26 protein-coding genes are annotated in these 22,226 nt (G+C 50.9%); 13 read left to right on the top strand and 13 right to left on the bottom strand.

Annotation, left to right across the window (positions count from 1 at the left end; translation table 11 throughout):
* The 4 genes from ACLIN2_RS11740 to ACLIN2_RS11725 all read left to right on the top strand — a co-directional run bounded on the left by ACLIN2_RS11740 (position 1) and on the right by ACLIN2_RS11725 (position 2,936).
* Positions 1–267 carry a hypothetical protein gene (locus tag ACLIN2_RS11740; protein WP_411504113.1) on the top strand — a complete coding sequence of 89 codons (267 nt, stop codon included), beginning with the start codon at positions 1–3 and terminating at the stop codon, positions 265–267.
* On the top strand, positions 225–650 hold the full coding sequence (locus tag ACLIN2_RS11735) for a hypothetical protein (protein ID WP_411504112.1): 426 nt from the start codon (positions 225–227) through the stop codon (positions 648–650). Before ACLIN2_RS11740 ends, ACLIN2_RS11735 begins: the two co-directional genes overlap by 43 nt.
* Before the next feature lie 256 nt (positions 651–906).
* The gene (hutH, locus tag ACLIN2_RS11730) at positions 907–2,415 is read left to right on the top strand and encodes a histidine ammonia-lyase (RefSeq protein WP_411504111.1); all 1,509 of its coding nucleotides are present in this window, start codon (positions 907–909) and stop codon (positions 2,413–2,415) included.
* 98 nt (positions 2,416–2,513) lie between these two features.
* Positions 2,514–2,936: a thiol-disulfide oxidoreductase DCC family protein gene (locus tag ACLIN2_RS11725; RefSeq protein WP_122960521.1), complete on the top strand. Its 423-nt coding sequence runs from the start codon at positions 2,514–2,516 to the stop codon at positions 2,934–2,936.
* 69 nt (positions 2,937–3,005) lie between these two features.
* Here the strand turns inward: ACLIN2_RS11725 and ACLIN2_RS11720 are convergent, their stop codons facing one another.
* From ACLIN2_RS11720 to ACLIN2_RS11680, 9 genes are all read right to left on the bottom strand, one after another.
* Positions 3,006–3,929, bottom strand: a complete 924-nt coding sequence (locus ACLIN2_RS11720) for an aldo/keto reductase (protein ID WP_092267971.1) — start codon at positions 3,927–3,929, stop codon at positions 3,006–3,008.
* A 33-nt stretch (positions 3,930–3,962) separates the two neighbouring features.
* On the bottom strand, positions 3,963–4,472 hold the full coding sequence (locus ACLIN2_RS11715) for an acyl-CoA thioesterase (RefSeq protein WP_092267970.1): 510 nt from the start codon (positions 4,470–4,472) through the stop codon (positions 3,963–3,965).
* Between the two features lie 68 nt (positions 4,473–4,540).
* The gene (locus tag ACLIN2_RS11710) at positions 4,541–5,308 is read right to left on the bottom strand and encodes a DUF3109 family protein (RefSeq protein WP_411504110.1); all 768 of its coding nucleotides are present in this window, start codon (positions 5,306–5,308) and stop codon (positions 4,541–4,543) included.
* On the bottom strand, positions 5,305–5,628 hold the full coding sequence (locus tag ACLIN2_RS11705; protein WP_301170585.1) for a hypothetical protein: 324 nt from the start codon (positions 5,626–5,628) through the stop codon (positions 5,305–5,307). Before ACLIN2_RS11705 ends, ACLIN2_RS11710 begins: the two co-directional genes overlap by 4 nt.
* Positions 5,629–5,732: 104 nt before the next feature.
* Entirely contained in the window at positions 5,733–6,485 is a 753-nt protein-coding gene (locus tag ACLIN2_RS11700) for a class I SAM-dependent methyltransferase (RefSeq protein WP_411504109.1), read from the bottom strand.
* 101 nt (positions 6,486–6,586) lie between these two features.
* On the bottom strand, positions 6,587–7,273 hold the full coding sequence (locus ACLIN2_RS11695) for a deoxynucleoside kinase (RefSeq protein ID WP_092267966.1): 687 nt from the start codon (positions 7,271–7,273) through the stop codon (positions 6,587–6,589).
* Between the two features lie 45 nt (positions 7,274–7,318).
* On the bottom strand, positions 7,319–7,960 hold the full coding sequence (locus ACLIN2_RS11690; RefSeq protein ID WP_092268205.1) for a deoxynucleoside kinase: 642 nt from the start codon (positions 7,958–7,960) through the stop codon (positions 7,319–7,321).
* Positions 7,961–8,127: 167 nt separating this feature from the next.
* Positions 8,128–9,201, bottom strand: a complete 1,074-nt coding sequence (gene splB / locus ACLIN2_RS11685; protein WP_411504108.1) for a spore photoproduct lyase — start codon at positions 9,199–9,201, stop codon at positions 8,128–8,130.
* Positions 9,202–9,283: 82 nt separating this feature from the next.
* Positions 9,284–9,499 (bottom strand): hypothetical protein, encoded by a 216-nt coding sequence (locus tag ACLIN2_RS11680; protein WP_327929954.1) that lies wholly within the window; start codon positions 9,497–9,499, stop codon positions 9,284–9,286.
* Between the two features lie 134 nt (positions 9,500–9,633).
* Between ACLIN2_RS11680 and ACLIN2_RS11675 the strand changes: the two genes are divergently transcribed.
* The gene (locus ACLIN2_RS11675; RefSeq protein WP_411504107.1) at positions 9,634–10,158 is read left to right on the top strand and encodes a sigma-70 family RNA polymerase sigma factor; all 525 of its coding nucleotides are present in this window, start codon (positions 9,634–9,636) and stop codon (positions 10,156–10,158) included.
* A gap of 3 nt (positions 10,159–10,161) precedes the next feature.
* Positions 10,162–11,562 (top strand): DUF4179 domain-containing protein, encoded by a 1,401-nt coding sequence (locus ACLIN2_RS11670; protein ID WP_411504106.1) that lies wholly within the window; start codon positions 10,162–10,164, stop codon positions 11,560–11,562.
* A gap of 31 nt (positions 11,563–11,593) precedes the next feature.
* On the opposite strand, the gene thiD is transcribed toward ACLIN2_RS11670, so the two are convergent.
* Positions 11,594–12,391, bottom strand: coding sequence for a bifunctional hydroxymethylpyrimidine kinase/phosphomethylpyrimidine kinase (gene thiD, locus ACLIN2_RS11665; RefSeq protein ID WP_092267961.1), 798 nt, complete (start codon positions 12,389–12,391; stop codon positions 11,594–11,596).
* Positions 12,392–12,499: 108 nt separating this feature from the next.
* Between thiD and ACLIN2_RS11660 the strand changes: the two genes are divergently transcribed.
* The 7 genes from ACLIN2_RS11660 to ACLIN2_RS11630 all read left to right on the top strand — a co-directional run bounded on the left by ACLIN2_RS11660 (position 12,500) and on the right by ACLIN2_RS11630 (position 19,076).
* A complete protein-coding gene (locus ACLIN2_RS11660) occupies positions 12,500–13,306 on the top strand; it encodes a sensor histidine kinase (protein ID WP_092267960.1) in 807 nt (268 codons plus the stop codon).
* Entirely contained in the window at positions 13,303–13,953 is a 651-nt protein-coding gene (locus ACLIN2_RS11655; protein WP_092267959.1) for a response regulator, read from the top strand. The genes ACLIN2_RS11660 and ACLIN2_RS11655 overlap by 4 nt, the downstream gene beginning before the upstream one ends.
* A 205-nt stretch (positions 13,954–14,158) precedes the next feature.
* A complete protein-coding gene (locus tag ACLIN2_RS11650; RefSeq protein WP_411504105.1) occupies positions 14,159–15,103 on the top strand; it encodes a metal ABC transporter solute-binding protein, Zn/Mn family in 945 nt (314 codons plus the stop codon).
* Between the two features lie 34 nt (positions 15,104–15,137).
* Positions 15,138–15,923: a metal ABC transporter ATP-binding protein gene (locus ACLIN2_RS11645; RefSeq protein ID WP_092268204.1), complete on the top strand. Its 786-nt coding sequence runs from the start codon at positions 15,138–15,140 to the stop codon at positions 15,921–15,923.
* Positions 15,920–17,272 (top strand): metal ABC transporter permease, encoded by a 1,353-nt coding sequence (locus tag ACLIN2_RS11640; RefSeq protein WP_400582177.1) that lies wholly within the window; start codon positions 15,920–15,922, stop codon positions 17,270–17,272. The genes ACLIN2_RS11645 and ACLIN2_RS11640 overlap by 4 nt, the downstream gene beginning before the upstream one ends.
* On the top strand, positions 17,269–18,150 hold the full coding sequence (locus ACLIN2_RS11635) for a metal ABC transporter permease (protein ID WP_411504104.1): 882 nt from the start codon (positions 17,269–17,271) through the stop codon (positions 18,148–18,150). The genes ACLIN2_RS11640 and ACLIN2_RS11635 overlap by 4 nt, the downstream gene beginning before the upstream one ends.
* Positions 18,151–18,287: 137 nt before the next feature.
* Positions 18,288–19,076 (top strand): NUDIX domain-containing protein, encoded by a 789-nt coding sequence (locus ACLIN2_RS11630; RefSeq protein WP_411504103.1) that lies wholly within the window; start codon positions 18,288–18,290, stop codon positions 19,074–19,076.
* A 37-nt stretch (positions 19,077–19,113) separates the two neighbouring features.
* Here ACLIN2_RS11630 and ACLIN2_RS11625 read toward each other — a convergent pair whose 3' ends face one another.
* From ACLIN2_RS11625 to ACLIN2_RS11615, 3 genes are all read right to left on the bottom strand, one after another.
* Positions 19,114–20,127 (bottom strand): TIGR03943 family putative permease subunit, encoded by a 1,014-nt coding sequence (locus ACLIN2_RS11625; protein WP_411504102.1) that lies wholly within the window; start codon positions 20,125–20,127, stop codon positions 19,114–19,116.
* A gap of 11 nt (positions 20,128–20,138) precedes the next feature.
* Entirely contained in the window at positions 20,139–21,143 is a 1,005-nt protein-coding gene (locus ACLIN2_RS11620) for a permease (protein WP_411504101.1), read from the bottom strand.
* Positions 21,144–21,313: 170 nt separating this feature from the next.
* Positions 21,314–22,063 (bottom strand): hypothetical protein, encoded by a 750-nt coding sequence (locus ACLIN2_RS11615; RefSeq protein ID WP_411504100.1) that lies wholly within the window; start codon positions 22,061–22,063, stop codon positions 21,314–21,316.
* Between the last annotated feature and the right edge of the window lie 163 nt (positions 22,064–22,226).

Raw genomic sequence — 22,226 nt, 5'->3', positions numbered from 1 at the left:
TTGGCATACCCATATTTGGCGGCATTGGGTTGGCCGGCATCCGGTTCGGCGGCATTGGATTGGCTGGCATCCGATTGGGGGGCATTGGGTTGGCTGGCATCCGATTGGGGGGCATTGGGTTGGCTGGCATCCGGTTTGGAGGCATTGGGTTGGCTGGCATCCGGTTTGGAGGCATTGGGTTGGCTGGCATCCGGTTCGGTGTATTGGGAAGCGACTGATTCGGCTTGGGCAGGATCGGTCTTTGCGGCATTGGTCGAAGTGGCTTGATTGGCTTCGGTTTTGGTGCCTCCATTTTCGGCAATGGCAAATTGGGGGATGGACGATTCGGCGATGGCAGGTTTGGCGATGGGATATTGGGAGATGGCAAATTCGGCGAAGGAACATTCGGTGACGGGACGTTTGGCGATGGCAAATTTGGCGACGGCACGTTCGGCGATGGCATGTTCGGCGATGGCATCATCGAAGGCGGTTTCGGCATTTCTTTCGGTCTGCGCGGCAATGCGGGAGGCATTGGAGCCATGCTTGGAGGGACTCTACGTCGTCTTTCCACGGAATGGAACACGTCCTTTCAAGTGAAATCACACAGTACATGGTATGACATTTATCCCAATCGAGAAACGACACTCGCCTATATCAGGAAAATGGACTAAGCCCGTTTTTTCGAAAATAGTGTAGTCGCCGTGACAATGTACCACTTGACTATGCGCATGCATACGCTACAATTGAGGTACTTCTTAAAATAATCAGACAGCCGCATTTGAACGAAAGTGAGGAAGACATATGCCGGGAAATAAGGCTTCAACGGTCTGCCAATCACATAGATGCCCAGGAAGAGGGGTTAGGATCTAGTATCCTAACCCCTCTTTCTTTTCGTTCTCTGCTAAGCTAAAGGAGGAAAATGAGGACATGAATCAGCAAGCAAACGGAATGAAAATGGATGGGAATCACTTGCAAATTGAAGATGTAGTCGCAATAGCAAGAGGTGGTGCGCGCATTGAATTAACGAAGGAAGCGATCGAAAACGTGCGCCGTTCCAGGTCCATGGTAGACCGAATGGTGGAAGAACAGCGCGTTATCTACGGGATCACTACCGGATTCGGCAAATTCTCTGATGTGATGATCTCTGGGGAAGACGTGAGCAAGCTTCAGGAAAATCTCATCATGAGTCACGCGTGCGGTATGGGTGATCCCTACCCGGTAGAGGTCGTACGCGGGATCATGGCCTTGCGGATCAACGCATTGGCAAAAGGCTACTCCGGCATTCGGGAGGAAACGCTCCTGCATCTCGTGGAGCTTTGCAATCTCGGCGTTCATCCCATCATCCCTCAGCAAGGCTCTCTTGGAGCCAGCGGAGATCTCGCTCCCCTCGCGCATATGGTACTCGTCATGCTGGGCAAAGGGGAAGCGGAGGTAAACGGTCAAAGGCTTTCCGGAAAAGACGCTCTCGAACAGGTAGGGCTTGCTCCGATACGTCTGCAGGCAAAGGAAGGTCTCGCCCTTATCAATGGCACGCAGGCCATGACGGCACAGCTTTGCCTTGCTCTGTACGACGCTAGAGTTGTCCTGGAAAGTGCTGAGGTCATTTCTGCCATGACCGTAGAAGCTCTGCGCGGCATTCCCAAAGCCTTTGATCCGCAGCTGCATCTCGTGCGCCCTCATCCGGGCCAGCAGGAATCTGCTCGCAAGCTTTTGCTCCATCTGGCAGGCAGCGAGCGCACCTCCTCCCAAGGTGAGCTGCGGGTACAAGATCCGTACAGCCTGCGCTGCATCCCGCAAGTCCATGGCGCAACCCGCGACACACTCGAGTACGTATGGCAAACCGTCACACGGGAATGCAACAGCGTAACGGATAATCCGATTCTGTTCTCCGAAACGGGCGATGTCATCTCCGGTGGAAACTTCCACGGTCAGCCGATGGCCTTCGCTGCCGATTTCATGGCGATTGCGATAGCCGAGCTCGCCAACATCTCGGAGCGTCGTACGGAGAGACTGGTGAATCCACAGCTAAGCGGGCTCCCTGGCTTTTTGACAGAGAACGGCGGCCTCCACTCTGGCTTCATGATTACACAATACGTAGCAGCATCCATCGTCTCCGAAAACAAAGTTCTGTGCCATCCAGCTTCCGTCGACTCCATCCCTTCTTCTGCCAATCAGGAGGATCACGTGAGTATGGGGACGACAGCCACTCGAAAGCTGCGAACCGTCGTTGGCAATACAGCGAAGGTACTCGCCATCGAATATTTGGCGGCAGCCCAAGCTATCGAGTTTGGTACAGGTGAACTCGGTGCGGGTACGGGGCGCGCTTATCAGCAGCTGCGCAATGTCATTCCTCGCCTCACGGAAGATCGGGAAATGCACCCGGACCTTGCGAGAGCGGAGCAGCTCGTTCGCGAGGGAACTCTTTTTTGGGAATAGGAGCGAGCAGCGAGTATGCTCCCCATTCTTTTTCCAACGTGTGTTTGATATGATGGAGGCGTAACGATTATTCTCATGGAACTGGGAGGGCTGCGTCTATGAAACCGATCCACGCTTCAGGCGAGCCTGCATCGATCCTGCTCTTCGATGGCGTTTGTCATTTGTGTCACGGCGCCGTCCAATTTATTTTGCAGCGCGATCCAAAAGGGTGCATCCATTTCGCTTCTTTGCAATCGGAGAAGGGCCGCGAGCTGCTGGCAGCTTTTCATCATGAGAATCACCTGCAGTCCGTAGTACTGATTGAAAACGGCACCCTTTACACGAAATCTGATGCCATTTTACGCGTCGGACGCAAGCTTCGTGGTGGATGGCCTGCTTTGTCCTTCGTGGCGGGGCTGCTTCCTAGGAGCCTGCGCGACATGGGATATGATTTTATCGCCCGGAATCGATACCGCTGGATGGGCAAGGCCGAGCATTGTATGCTGCCTACCCCTGACATCCGCTCTCGTTTTTTAGAGTAACCGTACGCTTCGCCCATAGAAAGGGGCAGTATCCTGTGATACGGCCCCTTTACCACGATTCCTATTCCGTTATGAGAGATGAACCGCTAGTGGATGATCGTCACTCACGAATTCCGCCGCTTTGGCATTCGCTTCGACCTGAGCAGGGCTCTTGCTTCCCGGGATCACGGTAGTTACCGCAGGATGCTTGAGGCACCATGCCAATGCCCACTGAGCCATGTCCATTCCTTCTGGCACTTCGTTTTGCTTGATATCCTCCACCTGCTTCAGCAGATTCGCCACGTGCTGCTGATCGTGTCTGTGGCGCACGTCATTTCCGGCAAAAACAGAGCCTGGCTTGTATTTCCCGCTCAAATATCCGCTCGCCAGAGGAACACGTGCCAAAACTCCAAGATCTTGCTCTTCGCAGGAAGCAAACACACCTTCTTCTGGAATGCGATCCAGACGGTTGTAAACAGCCTGAATGGTCTTGGCATTGATAGACGATGCTTTGCTCGTCTGATACAGATTGCCGTTTTTCGAAATGGAAAGACCCAGATGCCTGATCTTTCCGGCCTGTACCTGTTTATCGAGCATGGTCCACAGAGCGTCGTTATCAAATGCCGAATCAGGACCCGAGTGGAATTGATACAGGTCAATGTAATCCGTTTGCAGAGCAGCCAGGGATTGATCCAGCTGCTGCAGTACCTCTGCTGCACCGTACTGATCGGTTCGGGAAAACTTGTCATGAAATTGATGACCGAATTTGGTAGCGACGATCCAGTCCTCTCGGCGGTCCTTTTGCAGATAGCCGCCGATCAAACGCTCGGACAGGTGATCTCCATAGCATTCCGCCGTATCAATCAGGTTGATCCCGAGTTCCTTTGCCTTATCGAGAATCTGGTCGACTTCCTGCTGGGTAAAGTCCATTCCCCATTCTCCACCAAACTGCCACGTACCTACTCCCACTACAGATACTTTCAGTTCTGTTTTCCCCAGTCTGCGGTACTTCATGCCAGTCCCTCCTCTTCTCAATAGCCACTTTGATCAAATGGTTTTCTCAATCGTCAACTCGCTGATAAACGCTTGCGTATTCGCCTTGCGCTCTTTGCGCATTTTCTTTCGTTCCTCGGCGGATGCCATCAGACGTTTTTCTTCATCTGTTTCGGCTACGATGCCCGGCACCTCAGTAGGGTTGCCCGCTTCATCCAGCGCAACGAACGTCAGGAAGGAGGTGGCCGTCAAAATACGCTCACCCGTTTGCAAATTTTCGGAAATGACTTTTACAAATACTTCCATCGAAGTGCGTCCCGTAGAGGTTACAATGGCTTCCAAACAAATGGAATGTCCCATTTTTACGGGAGCCAAAAAGTCGATGGAGTCTATAGAAGCGGTCACGACAGGGCGGCGTGAATGACGCATCGCGGCGATGGCAGCGACCTCATCGATGTACGCCATCATGGAGCCCCCGAAGATCGTACCGTGATAGTTCGTATCGGATGGTTGAACCAGAGAAGCCTGGATCGTACGCGAATCTTGCATTGTCTTGATATTCATAGCTGATACTCCTTTGCGAATCTACTACATGCCGTACCCATCATAACACAAGGGGTCTCGCGTTCCAATTAGCAAGGCACATTCACAGAACGTTCTGCCAGAAGGGCTTCGATCTGCTCTGCATGCTCCTTCAGCAAATAGCGCAGCAAAGGCATATTCCATTCATAAGCCGGGCGATAGCCATCCAGCGAAAACAGCTCAGCGTTTACATGGTCCGCCTGCTGCCTGCGTTCCTTGCTCGCACAATAGAAATGCTCCAAATAATCTGTTCCCCAGCGTGAAAAGGAAGAAGTATCTGGCGTCACGGCGGTGAGTAAGATGGCATCTCCTGTATCGATGAGATCTAGCGGATACAGCTGACAGCTAAATGGCTTGAGGGGAAACAGCTCTTTCCCCGTCCTTTCAGCATAGGCGTGGATCGCACATCCACGTCTGCCATCCAGTTCCTGATAGAACAGGCAGTTTCCATGTCGCATGCGAATCGTGCCGGGTGGCTGCGCAATATCCCAGATCCCGTATTCCATCCAGTGAGTGCGTTCCTTTTCTTCCCCCAGCTGTGCGGCGACCAAAGCCAGTTCTTCTTCCAAGATCGACATCTGCTGTTTTTGCACGGCGTACGGCTGTCCCCCTTCACAACAGGTTTCGCCGTGCACGGCACGACAATTCCAGCAATCCAGATGAAACAAGGACAACAGCGCAGGCACATCCACCAGATACTCTCCGGCTCTCACCAGACTATCCCGATTTTTCTTCATGTATTTCTCGCATTGATACGCCTCTTTTTGCGTCATAGGGTCTGGCGTTCCCACGTACCTGTATCGTTGCTGCCGTCTCATTTTTCCAGAACAACTTCTGCTTCTGTACCAAAAATGGCGAGGCGTCCATTTTCGAAGGTAGCCAGATCGACTTCTTCCCCTGGAATTTCCATCAGGATTTCAACCGATTCCGCTTCTTCATCTGCAAACAACAGCAGCAAATCTTTCTCTTCAAATTCATTATCGGTCAGCTTGTAGCCAACGAGCTTGCCCGTAAACTGGGTTTCTTCTTCTTCGTCCTCACTGTCTGTGTCCCACTGTGTAAACGTGACTGTTGCCATTTTATTCTCGAATTCGTCTGTCAAAAGACGGAGCAAACGCTCGTGTTGTTGGATATCCATTTTCATCCCTCCGATGTGATGTTACTGCCCATCATATCAAACTAGCCGCAGAATGCCAAAAGAAATACCGCTTCCAGCATCGAAGCGGCAGGCTGGGCAGCCCTTTATTGAATAAGAACCGGCTGCTTGATAGCATAGAAAATCATTCGCTCAGAATTTGCAGCATGGAATGGCTCAAACTCGTAGTTTCCAAATATCTGGATTGGAGATATGCCCGCCATCTGAAGCATTTCGATCATCTGCTCCACTGTGAACAAGCGCACCTGCTCCTCATACTCACGAGGATCGGATGCCGTAGGATCATGAATGAGAATTCGTTTTTTGACGAAGCCATCTTCAATCCAACGCTCTTCTTGAATCCGCATGCCAGCTTCCTCTTTTTCCGAGTAAGGCACCAGATTCTCTGCTACATGGTTAGGACTCAGGTAGTCTATGACCACCTCTCCCCCTGCTTTCAATGCCTGTGCCATATTATGAACGACTATCGCGTTTTCCTGATCCGTGGCGAAGTAACCAAAGCTTGTAAACAGATTGACCACGATATCGAATTCGTCGTGAAACGGCAGATAGCGCATGTCATAACGCTCGTATGTCAGATTCGGATCACTGTTTTGTTCTGCTGCCTGCTTGAGGAGTACAGCAGACAGGTCGACTCCGACAACTTCATAGCCCCGGCGAGCCAGAGCTCTTGAATGACGCCCGTTGCCACAGCAAAGATCAAGCACTCGCCCCGAATCTCGGATCGGCAAATGCCTCAAGAGATTGACAACCTCCGAGTCGGCTGTGGAATCATCCCGATGCCGGTACACCAGCATGTAATCTTCTTGAAAGCTGCGCTCAAACCATTCTTCTGCCATGTCTGCGCTCCTTTATGGGAAGAGTACGTGTATTATGCCTCGCCAGCGCAGAACAAAAACCCCCTTTCTCAGCCCATAGCCGCAAAGGGGGATCTACACTCTTATAAACGAGTCTCTCGTCCGAGACGAATTTTTTCGGCAACGCGAGCGATGATGCTCTCTACCGAAGCAGGGTCATCCACGACGTCGTATTCGTTGATGTTAACACGCAGGATCGGACATGCATTGAACGAGCTGATCCATTTTTCATAACGGCCAAACAAGTCCTGCCAATAATCGACCGGTGTCTGCTGCTCCATCGGACGTCCTCGCTCTTTTACGCGGTCGATAATGTCGTCAAAGCTTCCTTCCAGGTAAATCAAGACATCCGGATGCGGGAAGTAAGGGGTCATGACCATCGCTTCAAATAGCTCCGTATACGTACGATAGTCCTCTTCCGTCATGTTTCCTTGCTCGTACAGCATGCGGGCAAAAATGCCCGTGTCTTCATAAATCGAGCGATCCTGGACAAACCCGCCTCCGTAATCAAACATCCGCTTTTGCTCCTTGAAGCGCTCAGCCAAGAAAAAGACTTGCAGATGAAAGCCCCAACGCGACAAATCACCATAGTAGCGGCTCAAATACGGGTTGTTGTCCACTTTTTCAACGGACACTCGAAAGCCCAGCTGATCGGCAAGTGCATGTGTGAAAGTCGACTTGCCTACACCGACCGTTCCCCCGATTGTGATGACCGCGTTATTTGGTATTCCGTATTTTTCTCGGATTTGGCTGTTTTGAAACCTAGACATGTACGCAACTCCTTATTCACAGTTCTCGCTATAGCTCGTCCCTTTTTACCCCTGCTTCGCCTGCAGCTCCAAAACGCGAGGAGCAATCGTCTCCAGAACTTTGCGCAAATCTTCAGGACGATGCACAAAGTCCAAATCATCACAGTTGAACTTAATGACGGGTGTGGCAGGGTGATGTTTTTCAAATGCTTCCATAAATTCGTTGTAATCCGCAATCAGGTTTTCCATGTACGTGACGTCCATGCTTCTTTCGATCTCCCGGTCACGCAAGGCAATTCGTTTCATGACAGTATCGATAGAGGCCGTCAAATAAATGACCAAATCTGCCTGCGGTAAATCCTCGGTCAAAATATCATAGATCTTGAGATACTTGGGCAGGTTATCTCCAGTCAGCGTACGTTTAGCAAAAATTGTATTTTTGAAAATATTGTAATCGGCAACGACAGAAGTCCCTTTGTTCAAATACTGGGAATGAATGTCTTGAAGCTGCTTGTATCGGTTGCACAAGAAAAACATTTCGAGTTGAAAGCTCCACTCCGCAATGTTTTCATAAAATTTGCCCAAAAACGGATTTTCGTAAACGATCTCTTCGAGCAGCTCCAGCTGAAACGCACGGCTCAATTCCCGAGACAGGGATGTTTTGCCGATTCCAATGGGCCCCTCAACTGTAATCAATATGGACTTCATGTATCCTTCGTTTCCTTTCACGAAAATGAGAGCACTCCATATTGTAGCACGCACATAATCTTTTGTCGAAAAAAATCGTTTGATGTTAGAAAACCTCTATCGTGGCCTGTCTATACGTTCAAAAAAGAAAAAACTGCCATTTTTTCTGGCAGCTTTTCCTTTTTCCGCTAGGTAAAATATTCTATTTTTGCACGTGGGAACAAGCGGCTGATTTCGTTTTCCAGATGAGCCTGCAAAGCCTTCGCCTGCACATCCGGGTACACATACTTTCCCTTTCCGTACTTGCCCCATTTGTATTTGCGTTCCTCTTCGTTCATCTCCAGCTTTGTTTTAGGGTAGCGTTGCAGAATCAGATTTTTCGCGATCTTGGTAAATCGATGCTGAATGAGCTCAAACGTCAGATCCTCCAAAGCCTCCGGCACGAGCTGGCTGCGCAGTCTCTCCAGCAAGTCGGTATAGCCTTCTTCCCAGCCTTCAAACCAGTATAACGGCGCCAGAATAAAACCAAGTGGATAGCCTGCCCTCGCCACTTTGCCGGCCGCCTCGATTCGCTGCGCGAAGGTGGATGTACCGGGTTCAAAGTTTTTAATCACATAATCGGCGTTCATGCTGAAACGAAACCGTGTGTGCTTGTTGTGCTTCGCATCCAGCAACGAATCCACGTGATGAAATTTCGTAACGAATCGAAGTCTGCCAAATTCTTGGGTGCCCATAAACTCGATGGCTCGCTTCAGGTTCCCGGTGATATGCTCAATGCTGACGGGATCTGATGTACAGGCCGCTTCAAAGCGAGTCATTTCCCCTGGTCTTTCCAGGATGTACTTTTGCGCCTGCGCAAGGATATCGTCCGTATTGACATAAACACGAATGTACGGCTTGGTCCCCACGTTTGTGTTCAAATAACAATAATGGCAATGGGCCGCGCAGCCTGTTGCGAGTGGAATCGCATATTCAGCTGATGGTTTGGAGGTTTCAAATTTGAGCGTTTTCCGTACGCCGATCACAAGCGTTCGCTTGGCATTGCGGTATTTTTCCAAATCTGTCTCGCCGGGAATCCCACGCACCTGATTGTGACTGGTTGTCATTTGAATCGGGATGCCTTCCCGGGAAAAGCGCTCGTACAGCTCCCGTCCGAGCGGATAATCCAAGGCATGCGGCTCGACAAATACGTAGTCAGGGACGAAGAGCTGCGAGCTTTTTGCTGCCGTCTGCTTCGGTGGTTCCATCACGCTGGTGGCCATGTCTCACTCCCCCTCCTACTAGTATGACCCGTCCTTTGCTGAGGCAGACAGGGGGCAGCTGGCAGTCTTCCTTTTCATCCCGCTACGAAATAGCATCTTTAAAAGCCTGTAAACAGATCCGCGCTAGCGCTTCTTGATCGGCTGGCACTTGCAGCATGTATACATGTCCGGCTCGTTTCGTTTGCTTGAAATAAATCCGTACGCGGATGCCCTGACTTTCCAAATATCTGCGGCACTCCTGCGCTACTCGCGGCAATCCATACGACTCATGAATCGTTACCCATTTGATCCACCACATTCACTTCGCCTCACCTTTTCTTTCTATAAAGTAAGCGCTAGCTGGGCGTTCGGTTCTCATCTGAAGCATAATGTTTTGATTTTAGGAAAACCGTTTGCCCTCCTCGCGCGTCTAATCGACTAGGAGGGGTGAACGTGAATCTCGAACATCTGGTAAAGGAAGCCCGGAGCGGTAATGACGAGGCTTTTTACCAACTTATGAGGCTACACAAGGATAAACTGTACAAAGTCGCCTATGCGTTCCTGCGAAATGAGACGGATGCTCTAGAAGCCATACAAGAAGCGACCTGCAGAGCCTATCTCAAGCTGTCACAGGTAAAGCAACCTGCTTATGTGTCTACCTGGCTGACGCGCATCGTGATTCATATCTGTACGGATGAACAAAGACGAAAGAAACGTCTCATCCTGCGCTCCACGCAGCGAGAAACGGAAGCAGGAGGGAACATTGGGGAATCAGACCAAGCAGCTATCCGTCTCCATTTGGAAGAAGCTCTCGCCAAGCTCGCTCCCCTCTACCGCCACGTTGTCATTCTGAAGTATTTCGAGGATTTGACAATTCGGGAAATTGCCACGGTCCTCGGCCAGCCAGAAGGAACGATCAAGACGTGGCTGCACAAGGGGCTAAACATGCTTCGGCACGATCTGGGAAAGGAGTGGTAGGCAATGCATGAGGATCAATCGTGGGAACAGCTGGAGCAGGAATTGTGGAAAGACAAACAGAGGGTGGAGAGCATCCCCGTTCCTGAGAAAATCGACTTGTCCATCCTGAGGGGCATGCAACAGGCCAAGCAGCAGCTTGCGCAAAGACAACGCCGCTCACATTTTCGCTGGGCAACCAGTGGAATCGCTTGCCTTATCCTGCTAGGGCTGTTCTTTTCCATTCGTCTCTCACCTGCAGTAGCCGCTTATGTCAGCCACCTGCCTGGCATGGAGAAGCTGGTTGAGCTAATACGGGATGACAAAGGCCTGCAGATGGCCGCTGAGCACAACATGATACAACCTATTGGCGCCAGCGCTGAGCATGATGGTGTCCGCTTTACGGTTGATCAGGTTCTGATGGATCAAAAGCGGATGCTGCTTTTTTATACCATTCGCCACGAGCAGCCTGGTCATCATGTGGAGCTGAATCAAGTCAAATTTTACAATCAGAACGGTGAGCAAACGACTGCCGGATACTCCTGGTCGTCTCGGGGAGATAACGAAGAAAGCCGATCCAGCCTGGAACAAAATCGTCTGGATGTTTATTGGCAGGATACGACCCACATTCCGGATGCACTGGTTGCAAACGTTACCCTTACAGTAGATCAGAAGCAGCTGGATACGCCCTTTCAAGTTTCCTTTCCGATCGATAAGAGAAAGTACGAGTCGCTAAAAGAAATCGTTTATCCGCTTAATCAGAAGGTTACCGTAGATGACCAGCAATTTACCATTACCAAGATCGTCGTTTACCCTACCCAGACCGAGGTCTCTATTCAGTTTGATCCAGCCAATTCCAAGCGCATATTCGGATTTGACCAGCTGCGGCTGGAGGATGAAAAAGGACGGACGTACTCTTTCTGGGGCAACGGGATTGTCTCCACGCCAGATGGGGAAACCGGCGTCACCTACAACCTGGAGAGCGTTTATTTTGAACAGCCCAAACAGCTTGTGCTGAAAGCAGACGGGATCCGTGCTCTGGACAAACACAAGCTGCAGGTCGTCATCGATGCCAAAACAGGCAAACTGATCAAAGCACCCGACTCCCGTCTCACTCTGTCAGCCATTCGGCAAAATCAAGACGTTGTGGGCATCGACCTCTCCCTTCAGGTGGGAAGTCAAGACGAAAATCGAATGCTTTCGGTCGGGAATGATCTGACGGATGATCGCGGAAATCAATATGAGTACGCCAGTGGTTCCACTTCATCCCGTCCTGCCGAAGAGCCAAGTAAGGGGTATCTGCAAAACAGCAGCATTCTCTATAAGCGCACAACCGACAAAGGAGCTCCACAAGAGTACCGCTTCACGCTGGAGGATTATACCTCCCGACTCTCCACTGGATTTTCCGTGCCGATTACCGGCCAATGAAAAAGAGAGCCCCTCAAAAGGGCTCTCTTTTCTATTCATCAATCACAGCCCAATGGTTTGTCGGACCATGCCCTCCACCCAGCTGTGGAGCGGTTTTGATGGCTTCAAAGATAAAGCGGTTCGCCTTCTCTACCGCCGTTACCAATGGGGTGCCTTTCGCCAGCTCAGCGGTCAGTGCCGCCGAAAAGGTGCAGCCTGTCCCATGGGTATGTCGCGTCTGTATCCGCTCATGGGAAATCTCGTAAAAGGCTTGTCCATCGAACAGCATATCGACGACGATGTCTCCCTCCAGATGTCCGCCTTTCATCAGCACATTCCGTACTCCGAGTGCGTGAATCGCTCGGGCGCCCTCTCGCATGTCTTCTGGTGTGCGAATTTGCATGCCTGTCAAGCACTCCGCCTCTGGCAGATTCGGGGTCACGACTTCGGATACCGGCAGCAAATGCTTTTGCAAGGCTACGATCGCTTCATCAAGCAATAGCTTGGCACCGCCTTTTGCCACCATGACAGGATCAACCACCAGCTTTTGAATACCGAATGCTTTCACTTCCTCTGCCACGGCCGAAATGATGGCGGCATCAAACAGCATCCCTGTCTTGGCTGCATCCGCCCCAATATCTCGCAGGACTTCGCGAATTTGCATGGATACGGCCTCCACAGAAAGTGGATAAACGCCTGCTACCCCTAATGTATTTTGAGCCGTTACGGCTGTTATTGCACTCATTCCGTAAACACCCAGCTGATGAAAGGTCTTTAGATCCGCCTGAATCCCTGCTCCTCCACCGCTGTCGGAACCTGCTATCGTTAACGCTGTTGCCACTTTACCCAATGTTCTCCCTCCTGCTCCTGACGCTTGCTCTGATACCGAGTATATCATCCAGCCGCCTGCTTCGGTATACTAGGATTGATTGATACAGGTAAGGAAGGGATTGCCACAATGAGCTACCGCATTTTTTACTGGTTGACTGTTCTGATCCCCACCATCATCATTGGTGGCTTTGAGTTTGTCCGGCATGACTTTTTGCTGCCCTACATGTCCATGGAGACTGGCAACGTATATATCACCCTGCTGACCCTGCTCCTGTCCTTTTTGTTTGCCACCTGGATGTTTAGAACCATCGAACGAATGAACGCGAAAATCGTGGAAGAACAAGCCCGGCGAGCGGTTTACGAAGAAAGAGAGCGTCTCGCTCGCGAGCTGCACGACGGGATTGCCCAATCTCTGTTTTTTTTGAATGTCAAATTGAAGCAGGGCCAGCTCGACGATGCTCGCGTCGCCGTTTCCGCCATAGACAATCATGTGCGCCAAGCTATTTTTAACCTGCGCTCTCTCCCGGAGGAAGGCAGCCTGGAGCAGCGCCTGGAAAAATGGCTGACGCAATGGAGTGCGCTATCCGGTGTCGATGTTACCCCGCAGCTGCAAATAAAGGAAAACTTCTATACACCAGCTGAGGAGGTTCAGCTTTTTGGGATCATCCAGGAAGCCTTTGCCAACATCCGGAAGCATGCGCAAGCAAAGCACGCCTGGATTCAGCTCACGACAAACGAACCGCGGGGCTGGACACTTGCCATCGAGGATGATGGTATCGGCTTGTCTGGGCTCAGTGAAACATCAAAGAAATACGGCTTGTCCATGATGAAGGACCGCGCGAGGCAGCTGCAGGCCTCACTGGATATTTGCACACGCTCTAGTGGCGGCACCATCATTACTTTGACATCTCACACTGGAGGTTTTGCCAAATGAACGGCTATCGAGTATTAATCGCAGACGACCATCCGATGGCACGATCCGCCATACGCAGCTTGCTCGACCCTGACCCTTCTTTTGAAGTGATCGGCGAGGCTGAAAACGGCGAGCAGGCTTTCCACTTATGTGGAGAGCTGCAGCCGGATCTCGTGCTTATGGATATCAATATGCCAAAGTGGAGCGGGCTGGAAGCCACGCGCGAAGTCAAAAAAGCATATCCCCACATTAAAGTCGTTATTTTAAGTGTTTCTGATGATGTCGGCGACCTGATCACCGCGATCCAGTTTGGCGCGCAGGGGTATTTGCTAAAAAATCTGGAGCCAGACGACTGGATCAATTACTTGCATGCTTTACTGGGAGAAGACAGCGAGCTTTCCCGTGAAATGGCAAACCGGCTCCTCCACCGCTTCCGTCAAGAAGATCAACCGACAGGCACAGGACCCGAGATCCTCACCCCTCGTGAGCGAGAAATCGTGATGTACGTCGGAGCGGGGAAAACCAATCGAGAAATCAGCGAGACACTCATCATCGCGGAAAACACGGTAAAAAATCATGTGAAAAACATTTTGGACAAGCTGCAGCTAGCAAACCGGGTGCAGCTCGCCGCTTACGCTGTAAGGCATCATCTCATCGCACGTGAATAGGAGCTAAATGGGCAGGTGACACACTCACCTGCCTTTTGCATATGCTGATTCACAAAAACAGCAGATTCGTCACCTAAAATTTTGCGCAAAGGAAACATTTTTGTGATAAGCGAATACTGTTGCATCAAGGAATCATTATGTGCTAAAGTTGCCCCAAGGAAACATTCATGCATAAACTAAAAAGAATTGAAGGGAGACAAACTTGATGTCTACATACTTTACACGTTGGAAAAAAGGACTGTTTAGTCTCATTCTGGGTACTACACTCGTATTTGCCGGTTGCTCGGGGAGTACTGCACCTGAGGAAGGAAACGGTGCCTGGAAGGTTACGGCAACGACTGGCATGGTCGCTGACATCGTCAAGCAAGTAGGTGGTGAGCACGTCGAAGTGACCCAGCTGATGGGCGCAGGCGTCGACCCGCATTTATACAAAGCATCAGAAGGCGACATCAAACGAATCGATCAAGCTGATATCATCTTTTACTCTGGACTGCACCTCGAAGGAAAAATGGTCGAAATCTTCGAGAAAATCGGAAAGACAAAACCAGTGAAGCCCGTTACTGCCAAATTGACAAAGGAAGATTTGCTGGCTGATCCCGCTTCCCCTGATAATCCTGACCCTCACGTCTGGTTCGACGTCTCCTTGTGGATGAAAGCGGTCGAGCAGGTCCGGGATGATCTGATCGCATTTGACGCCGCCCACCAAGCTGATTATTCGGCGAATGCTGAGAAGTATTTGGCAGAGCTAAAGGAGCTCGACGCCTATGCAAAAGCGCAGCTGGCTTCCATCCCGAAGGAACAGCGGGTACTGGTTACCGCTCATGATGCCTTCCAATATTTTGGTCGTGCCTACGAAGTGGAGGTACTTGGTTTGCAAGGCATCAGCACCGCATCCGAGTATGGGCTCAAGGATGTACAGAAGCTCGTTGACACCCTCGTCGATCGCCGAATTAAAGCCGTCTTCGTCGAGTCTTCCGTCCCGAAACGCTCGATCGAAGCAGTCGTTCAAGGGGCTGCCGCCAAAAACCACTCAGTCTCGATCGGCGGTGAATTGTTCTCGGATGCCATGGGAGCGCCTGGAACTCCAGAGGGCAATTACCTGGGTATGGTGAAGCACAACGTCGATACAATCGTTGGGGCGTTGAAATAGACAACGCGGAGAAAGGAAGGGTTTTGGTATGACAATGACATCGCAAAAAGCTCCCTTGGTGGTCAAAGACTTGACGGTTGCCTATCAGAAGAAGCCTGTGCTAAGAAGCGTGCACATAGAAGTGCCTGAGGGCAAGCTCATTGGCATTATCGGGCCAAACGGTGCGGGGAAATCCACATTTATCAAAGCGGTACAGGGTCTGATCCCCATCGCTTCGGGTGAAACCGAAATATACGGGAAGCCTTACAAGCAGCAGCGAAAGCTAGTCGGATACGTCCCTCAGCGTGAATCCGTGGATTGGGATTTCCCCACGGATGCGCTGGATGTCGTTTTGATGGGTAGATACGGAAGACTGGGCTGGTTTCGTCGCCCTGGAAAAGCGGACCGCGACTTTGCCTTGGAGTGCCTGTCAAAGGTAGGAATGGCAGACTACGCAAACCGGCAAATCAGCCAGCTATCCGGCGGTCAGCAGCAGCGGGTATTTCTGGCACGCGCATTGGCTCAAGAGGCACAATTGTACTTCATGGATGAACCATTTGCTGGAGTAGATGCTGCCACCGAGAGGGCCATCATTCAGCTCCTCAACGAGCTAAAGCAGCAGAAAAAAACCGTTCTCGTCGTCCATCATGACCTGCAAACAGTGGAAGAATACTTTGACTGGACCATCCTGCTCAATCGTCGTGTGATCGCGGCTGGCCCCACCCACGAGGCCTTTACCCCTGAAAATTTGCAGAAGACCTATGGCGGCCGGCTGCATGTCTTGGGCAATCAGGTACTGCTGACCGGCTCTGCTGCAACGGAGGAGGCATCCGCGCAATGAATATTTGGCTTGCATTGCAGGATCCCAATACACAGTGGGTCCTCATGGGTTGCGTGTTGCTCGGAATTAGCAGCGGCGTTCTCGGTTGCTTTGCTTTCCTGCGAGGGCGGTCTCTGGTAGGCGATGCCCTCGCCCATGCCGCTTTGCCTGGGGTCTGCCTCGTCTATTTGCTCACAGGTTCCAAGTCCATCGGTCTCTTTCTGATCGGAGCGGGTGTCGCTGGACTTTTAGCCACCTACTGCATCACGGCCATTTCGCGCCATACACGAATCAAGGAAGATACCTCTCTTGCCCTCACCCTCTCTGTCTTTTTCGGGGTCGGGATCGTGCTCTTGACTCACATCCAGCACAGCGCAAGCGGAAATCAGAGCGGTCTGGATAAGTTCCTGTTTGGGCAGGCAGCTTCTCTTGTTTTTACCGATGTCATTACGATCATGCTCGTTGCGGCTGTCCTGATTGTCATCACTGCCCTTTTGTTCAAAGAATTTACCCTGCTCTCCTTTGACCCCGGCTTTGGGCGCGGACTGGGCTTCCCTATGGGCTTGCTCGATGGTCTGCTCATGCTGATGCTGCTTATGTCTGTCGTCATTGGCCTGCAAGCCGTTGGGGTCGTGCTGGTAGCCGCCATGCTGATTGCTCCTGCTGTCACAGCCCGCTATTGGACAGATAAGCTCAGCAAAATGGTGTTGCTGTCCGGATTCTTTGGAGCCTTGAGCGGCGTACTCGGAACCTTGATCAGTACCCAGCAGGAAAATTTGCCAACAGGTCCGACCATTGTGCTATCCGCTACCGCCTTCTTCCTGTTTTCCCTATTGTTCTCCCCTCGCCGTGGCGTGCTAGCCCGGATGGCTCGTTTCTTGCGCATGCGTAAAAAAGTCCTGCGCGAGGATGTCATGCAAGCCTTGTACGAGCGTTTGGAGGAACAGACAAAAAGCCGCCCTACCAGCGTGTATCACGGTTTTGGAGCGGAACAACTGGCACAGAAATGCGGAAAACGGGCCACAGCTGTTCGCAAAGCTCTGTACGATTTACAAAAGCTAGCTTTCGTCTCAGAGCGTTCACGTACGGAAGTGGAAACACTGTGGACCTTCACGCCTGAAGGACTGAAGGAAGCTCACCGGCTCGTGCTGAATCAGCGTCTTTGGGATTTGTATCATATGAACCAGAACCAATACCACAGCCTGGAGATTGATGTAAACCAAGAGGAATTGGCCCCTCAGCTGTCGGACGCAACGCTGTCACTCATGCTCGCGCAGCTGAACGCCTACGATTTGACTCCGAGGCTGTCCGACCATCACAGCGTTTCTCACCTTCTTCACCCTTCCAAACAAGGAGGGCTCTCGCTATGAACTCGTTCTGGATCATTCTAACCGGGTCACTCGTGGCTGCCTCTTGCGGGTTTCTCGGCTGCTTCCTCATCTTGCGCCGAATGGCCATGCTCGGTGATGCGATCAGCCATGCCATCCTCCCTGGTATCGTACTCGCCTTCCTTTTCAGCGGAAGCCGGGAAATCCTGCCTATGCTCATGGGGGCTGCCATCATTGGCTTGATCACGGTCTTCATCGTTCAGATGCTGCATCAAAGCGGGGTCAAATCAGACGCTGCCATAGGCGTTACCTTTACCGCCCTCTTCTCTGTCGGGGTCGTGCTGGTTTCCCTGTACACCCAGCAGGTCGATCTAGATCTGGATTGCGTTTTGTACGGGGAGATTGCCTATGTTCCATGGGACACCTGGCAGTTTGGCGGAATGGACATGGGACCGCGTGCTCTGTGGGGGGTAGGAGGCGTGTTTTTGTTCAGCCTTCTCATCATCGGATTGTTTTTCAAGCAATTCAAGCTGTGCGCTTTTGACCCTGCGCTCGCTGCTGCCATCGGGATTCCTGTTGTCCTTTTCCACTACCTTCTGATGACACTCGTCTCCCTGACGACAGTCGCTGCTTTCGAAAGTGTTGGCGCGATTCTGGTCGTCGCGATGCTGGTGGTTCCGAGCGCTACGGCCTACCTGCTGACGGACCGTCTCCACATCATGCTCTTTATCAGCATGGCTGTCGGTGTCCTCTCCGCCATCATTGGCTACTTTTTCGCCTCTTGGCTGGACAGTTCGATTGCTGGCGCGATGACAGCGGTAGCTGGGCTGCTCTTTTTCCTGGCTTTCCTGTTCTCCCCTCGCCACGGCATGATCAGCAAGATGGTGGCGAGAAGAAAGATCCACATCGGCGAAGCATAAGAAAAGCGGAAACGCTGACGTTCAAAAAAGAGCGTCAGCGTTTTTGTGTCACGCACAATGGTTTGATTGCCTGGAGGATTTCACGGTTCCCCTATGGAAGTAAAAGGAAAATCATAGGAGATAAGGGAGGGACGCACTTGATCTACCGTAGAAAAACGTATCGTATCAGCCCAGAGGTGCTAGAGGTTTTCACCGATTTTTTTCACATGTATCTGTACCCGAATCAAATTCAGCATGGAGCCAGATTGGTCGGGCGCTGGGTCAATGAATCCAAAGACGAGATCGTTGCCATATGGGAATACGACAGCATGGAGCACTACGAACAAATCGAGCGAATGATCAAACAGAGTGACTTGCACACCAAGGCAATGAGCAAGCGTAAAGAATTAGGTGAGTTGTATCTGGACTTCACTCAAGACTTTTTGACATCTACTACGCATTCGCAAAAAGGATCACAGACTCCTCGGCACATTACTGCAGTCAGCGGTTTCATCACCAATCAGGATGGGGAAGTATTACTTGTTCGCAATTTCCATCGCCCTGACACACTCGAAATGCCAGGTGGGCAAGTCGAGGAAGGCGAAACCCTCGAAGAAGCTTTGCATCGCGAAATTGCGGAGGAAACCGGTGCGACCGTACGGCTGATCGGGATGACAGGCATCTACCAAAATGTCACCTCAGGCATTCTCTGTGTAGTCTTCCGTGGCGAGTATCTCAGTGGAGAGCTGCAGCCAGCTGAAGGCGAGACCTCAGAGGTCGTATTCAAGAACATTACCAAAGAAAATGCGGAAGCCTGGATTACCCGCCCCCATTTCAGGAGTAGATTGCTCGATGCACTGGAGCCCAACTACTTGCCTTATGAAGCTTTTCGCTTGCGGCCTTATGAGCTTCTCTGTCGTTATGAAGCAAAAAAAGAATTCAGCTGACTCGGTAGACGCGGTCAGCTGAATTGGTTGTGTACGCTCATCCATTCGATTCTGGTAGATCATAATTGTAATACACATACGGATCTTTTGGCGCCTTGGCTTGCTCGACTTTGCTCGCCCGAAGGACTAGCATGTCATACCCGTCCACACTTCTCGCCTCCAGCTTACCTCGTACTTTTACCCAGCTGTCCTTTGCCCATTTGCTCGCCTGCCCGTCTTCCACCAGCACGCCAAACACACTAGCATCTGCTGTGCAGCATGTGACGGAGAAACGGGCGACTACAAATTGTTGGGAGGTAAAATCGGGCTGTCGATAAACGAAGCCAAATGTCTCAATCTCTTTACCCGCAAAATCCTTTGCGTACAGCTCCATCGTCGTCAATCCATCTAAAAATACCTTGTCGTTCAGCTGGATGATGGGCTGTTTATACAACGTAACGGCCAAGTCGGTATAAAAGTCTCCAAATCCCGTGTTTGTAAACTTTTGACGAATCTGTTCATCCGTCAGCTTTGGCAATTTCACAGGCGTTTCCTCCACGGAGGATGGCGCTTGACTCGTTTCCTTGTTTGCAGGTAGCTGCGCTTTCGACTGTGGTTCCCAATCAGCTGGGGGAGCCACCGTCTCGCTCTTTGCGGCTGTATTTCCTGAACCTGTTACCTCTGCCAGCTTCCTCACATCATTGCTAAGCAGCGTAATCCCTCTTTTTTCGGCGACGTCACTTCCCAGGATTTGATCCGGCATCAAAAAGCCCATTACCAACGGCAATGCAAACATTCCGTAAACGAGTGCGGAGCGCCACCAAGTGCGCGGCAGCTTGTGCGCATCCTCGCAATCGCACTCATACGCGTTTACTCCCAGATACGCCTGACGCAGACTGACCAATGTCAGCAGAATCAAAATGGCCAGCGTCACGTAGCTGAATACGTGCAAGCGAGGGGCCAGGTAGTGGTTCAGCCTATCGGTTGCGACTAGCTGTGCCAATAACAAAGTAAATCCGATGAGAATGAGGCTGCGCAAAAAATAGTGACGTTTCACTGCTGCTTGATTCACCTTCACCCCTCCTAAATGGGCCAGAATACCGTGACGGCAAATACGAGCATGGTAACGGCCGCTACCAGTTTTACCACGAATCCGAAGCGAAATGATCCAAGAAGCATGAGTGTCGTTTTCATATCGAGCATGGGACCAAAAACAAGAAACGCTAATAGGGACCCACTATGAAAGGACTGGGAAAAGGACGCGGCGATAAAGGCGTCTGCCTCGGAGCATAAAGAAAAGAGATACGCCATACCCATCATGACCAGATGAGAAGCATACGGCGCCTGTCCGACTTCAACAAGCGTCTCCCTGCTTACGTACACTTGAAGAATGGCACTGATAAAGGCACCCAGCAGCAAATATTTCCCCATGTCAAAAAATTCATCGATGGCGTGGCCAAAGGTGGCAGACAGCTTCCCTCTGATCGCTTCTGAATGCGCTGCCTCATGACGGATTTGCGACTCCATGCCTAGACGTAAAGGATTTTTACGCACAAACAGATAAACGAGAGCACCTATCAAGATCGCAACGACAAAAGCTGCTGCCGCTCGATGGAACGCCATATCAGGCTGTCTGGTAAAAGCAATGTATGTAGAGGACATAACGACTGGATTGACGATGGGGCCTGCTAGTAAAAATGTGATCCCTACATGCAGCGGCATGCCTTTTTGAATCAATCGACGTACAACCGGTATGATGGCACATTCGCAGACCGGGAATAAAAATCCAAGCAACGCTCCAAAGGGAAGCGCTATCAGCGGATGCTTGGGGGTCCAGCGCCGAACCTGCTCTTCTGTGACAAACGTCTGGATGAAAGCAGAAAAGAATACCCCGAGCAAAACAAACGGGATGGCTTCCAAGACGATACTCAGAAAAAACGTTTTGACGTCCAGCCAACGCGGCGACCATTCCCATTGCCCACCAGCAAACCAGTCCTTTTTGCCGATCGTGGTCAACCAGACGGCTCCCAGTCCCAGAATAAGAGCACCAATAATCTCCAGGAAAAAATGGCGCAGCTTCGTAAGCAACTCGAGCTTCCCCTCTCTAAATCGTAATTATTTCGAATTATATTCATTTCAGGACAAACATACAACCATTTTCTTTTCAACCCCGCTTCCTCCAGTTCACTACCTCCACTACCTCCACTGGGGTATGAAACGGGTTCTTTCGCATAGCTGCCATGAGCCGTCAGCCGTAATCAGTCTCTTTCTTCGTCCGTAAGCAGAGGACATGAATCACAAACCCGGCTCTTATCGCCGCCACGTACGATGTAAGCGAGACAACAGTGCTTGCGGATATAATAGGGACTGCTTCCATCTGACGGGTGATAGAGGCGAAACTCCATGGCAAGTGGATTCTTTTTCGTTCGGTCACAGCCAGCAGGAACCTCTAGTAATGTCTTCCATTGCCGATCGATCTGCAACGCTTTTTCGGGAATGTCCATTTTCAGCTGCAAAGCCTTCTGTGCGGTATTATACGAAATCTGCGAAAACAGATGTGTCGTCTTGCTTCTCGACACCTCGGACACCCTCTGAAACAACGGAGTCAGGTGCTTGTACACAAAAGAAGACAGGAAGACCTCGACTTCATGGTCGGATAGCTCGCTCAACAGCTTTACCGCCGTTTCAGGAAGAACAATCCCCATTTCTCCTCCGTCTTTTCGCGTAATAAACGTATGCTGAGGCGAGGTATCCAAAATAATCTGATAGCGGATAAGCGCATCGAACACTCCCATGCTAAGGACTGAATAACGCTTGGCAAACAGCGTGCCAGTGACAGCTAAAGCTATATGATTCATCTGACTGCTCTGCGCTTCTAAAAACTCCCTCATTTGCACCTTCTGTTCGATTAGATCCTGTACCGTATACTCACCTTTTGTCTGCGAAAGATCGTCTTCGATAGAGATGCCGTATTGTTTTGCTAAATACATTGACCATTCCCGATTCATGTACGCACGACCTTCCGCATCATATGATAATAATTCTTATTCTCACTTTTATTGTACCGAAGACAGCACGCTATGAAAAGATTCCCAGTTTTTTGTGTTTCGATTGTCTCTCTACGGGACAAGCGCCCTACATCAGGCAAGCAAGAATTGCTTCCAATCACCT

This window comes from Brevibacillus centrosporus, assembly GCF_046622605.1.
Lineage (GTDB): Bacteria > Bacillota > Bacilli > Brevibacillales > Brevibacillaceae > Brevibacillus > Brevibacillus centrosporus.
The sequence above is the reverse complement of the archived record's forward strand: the minus strand, read 5'-3'. Positions and strand labels throughout refer to the sequence as shown.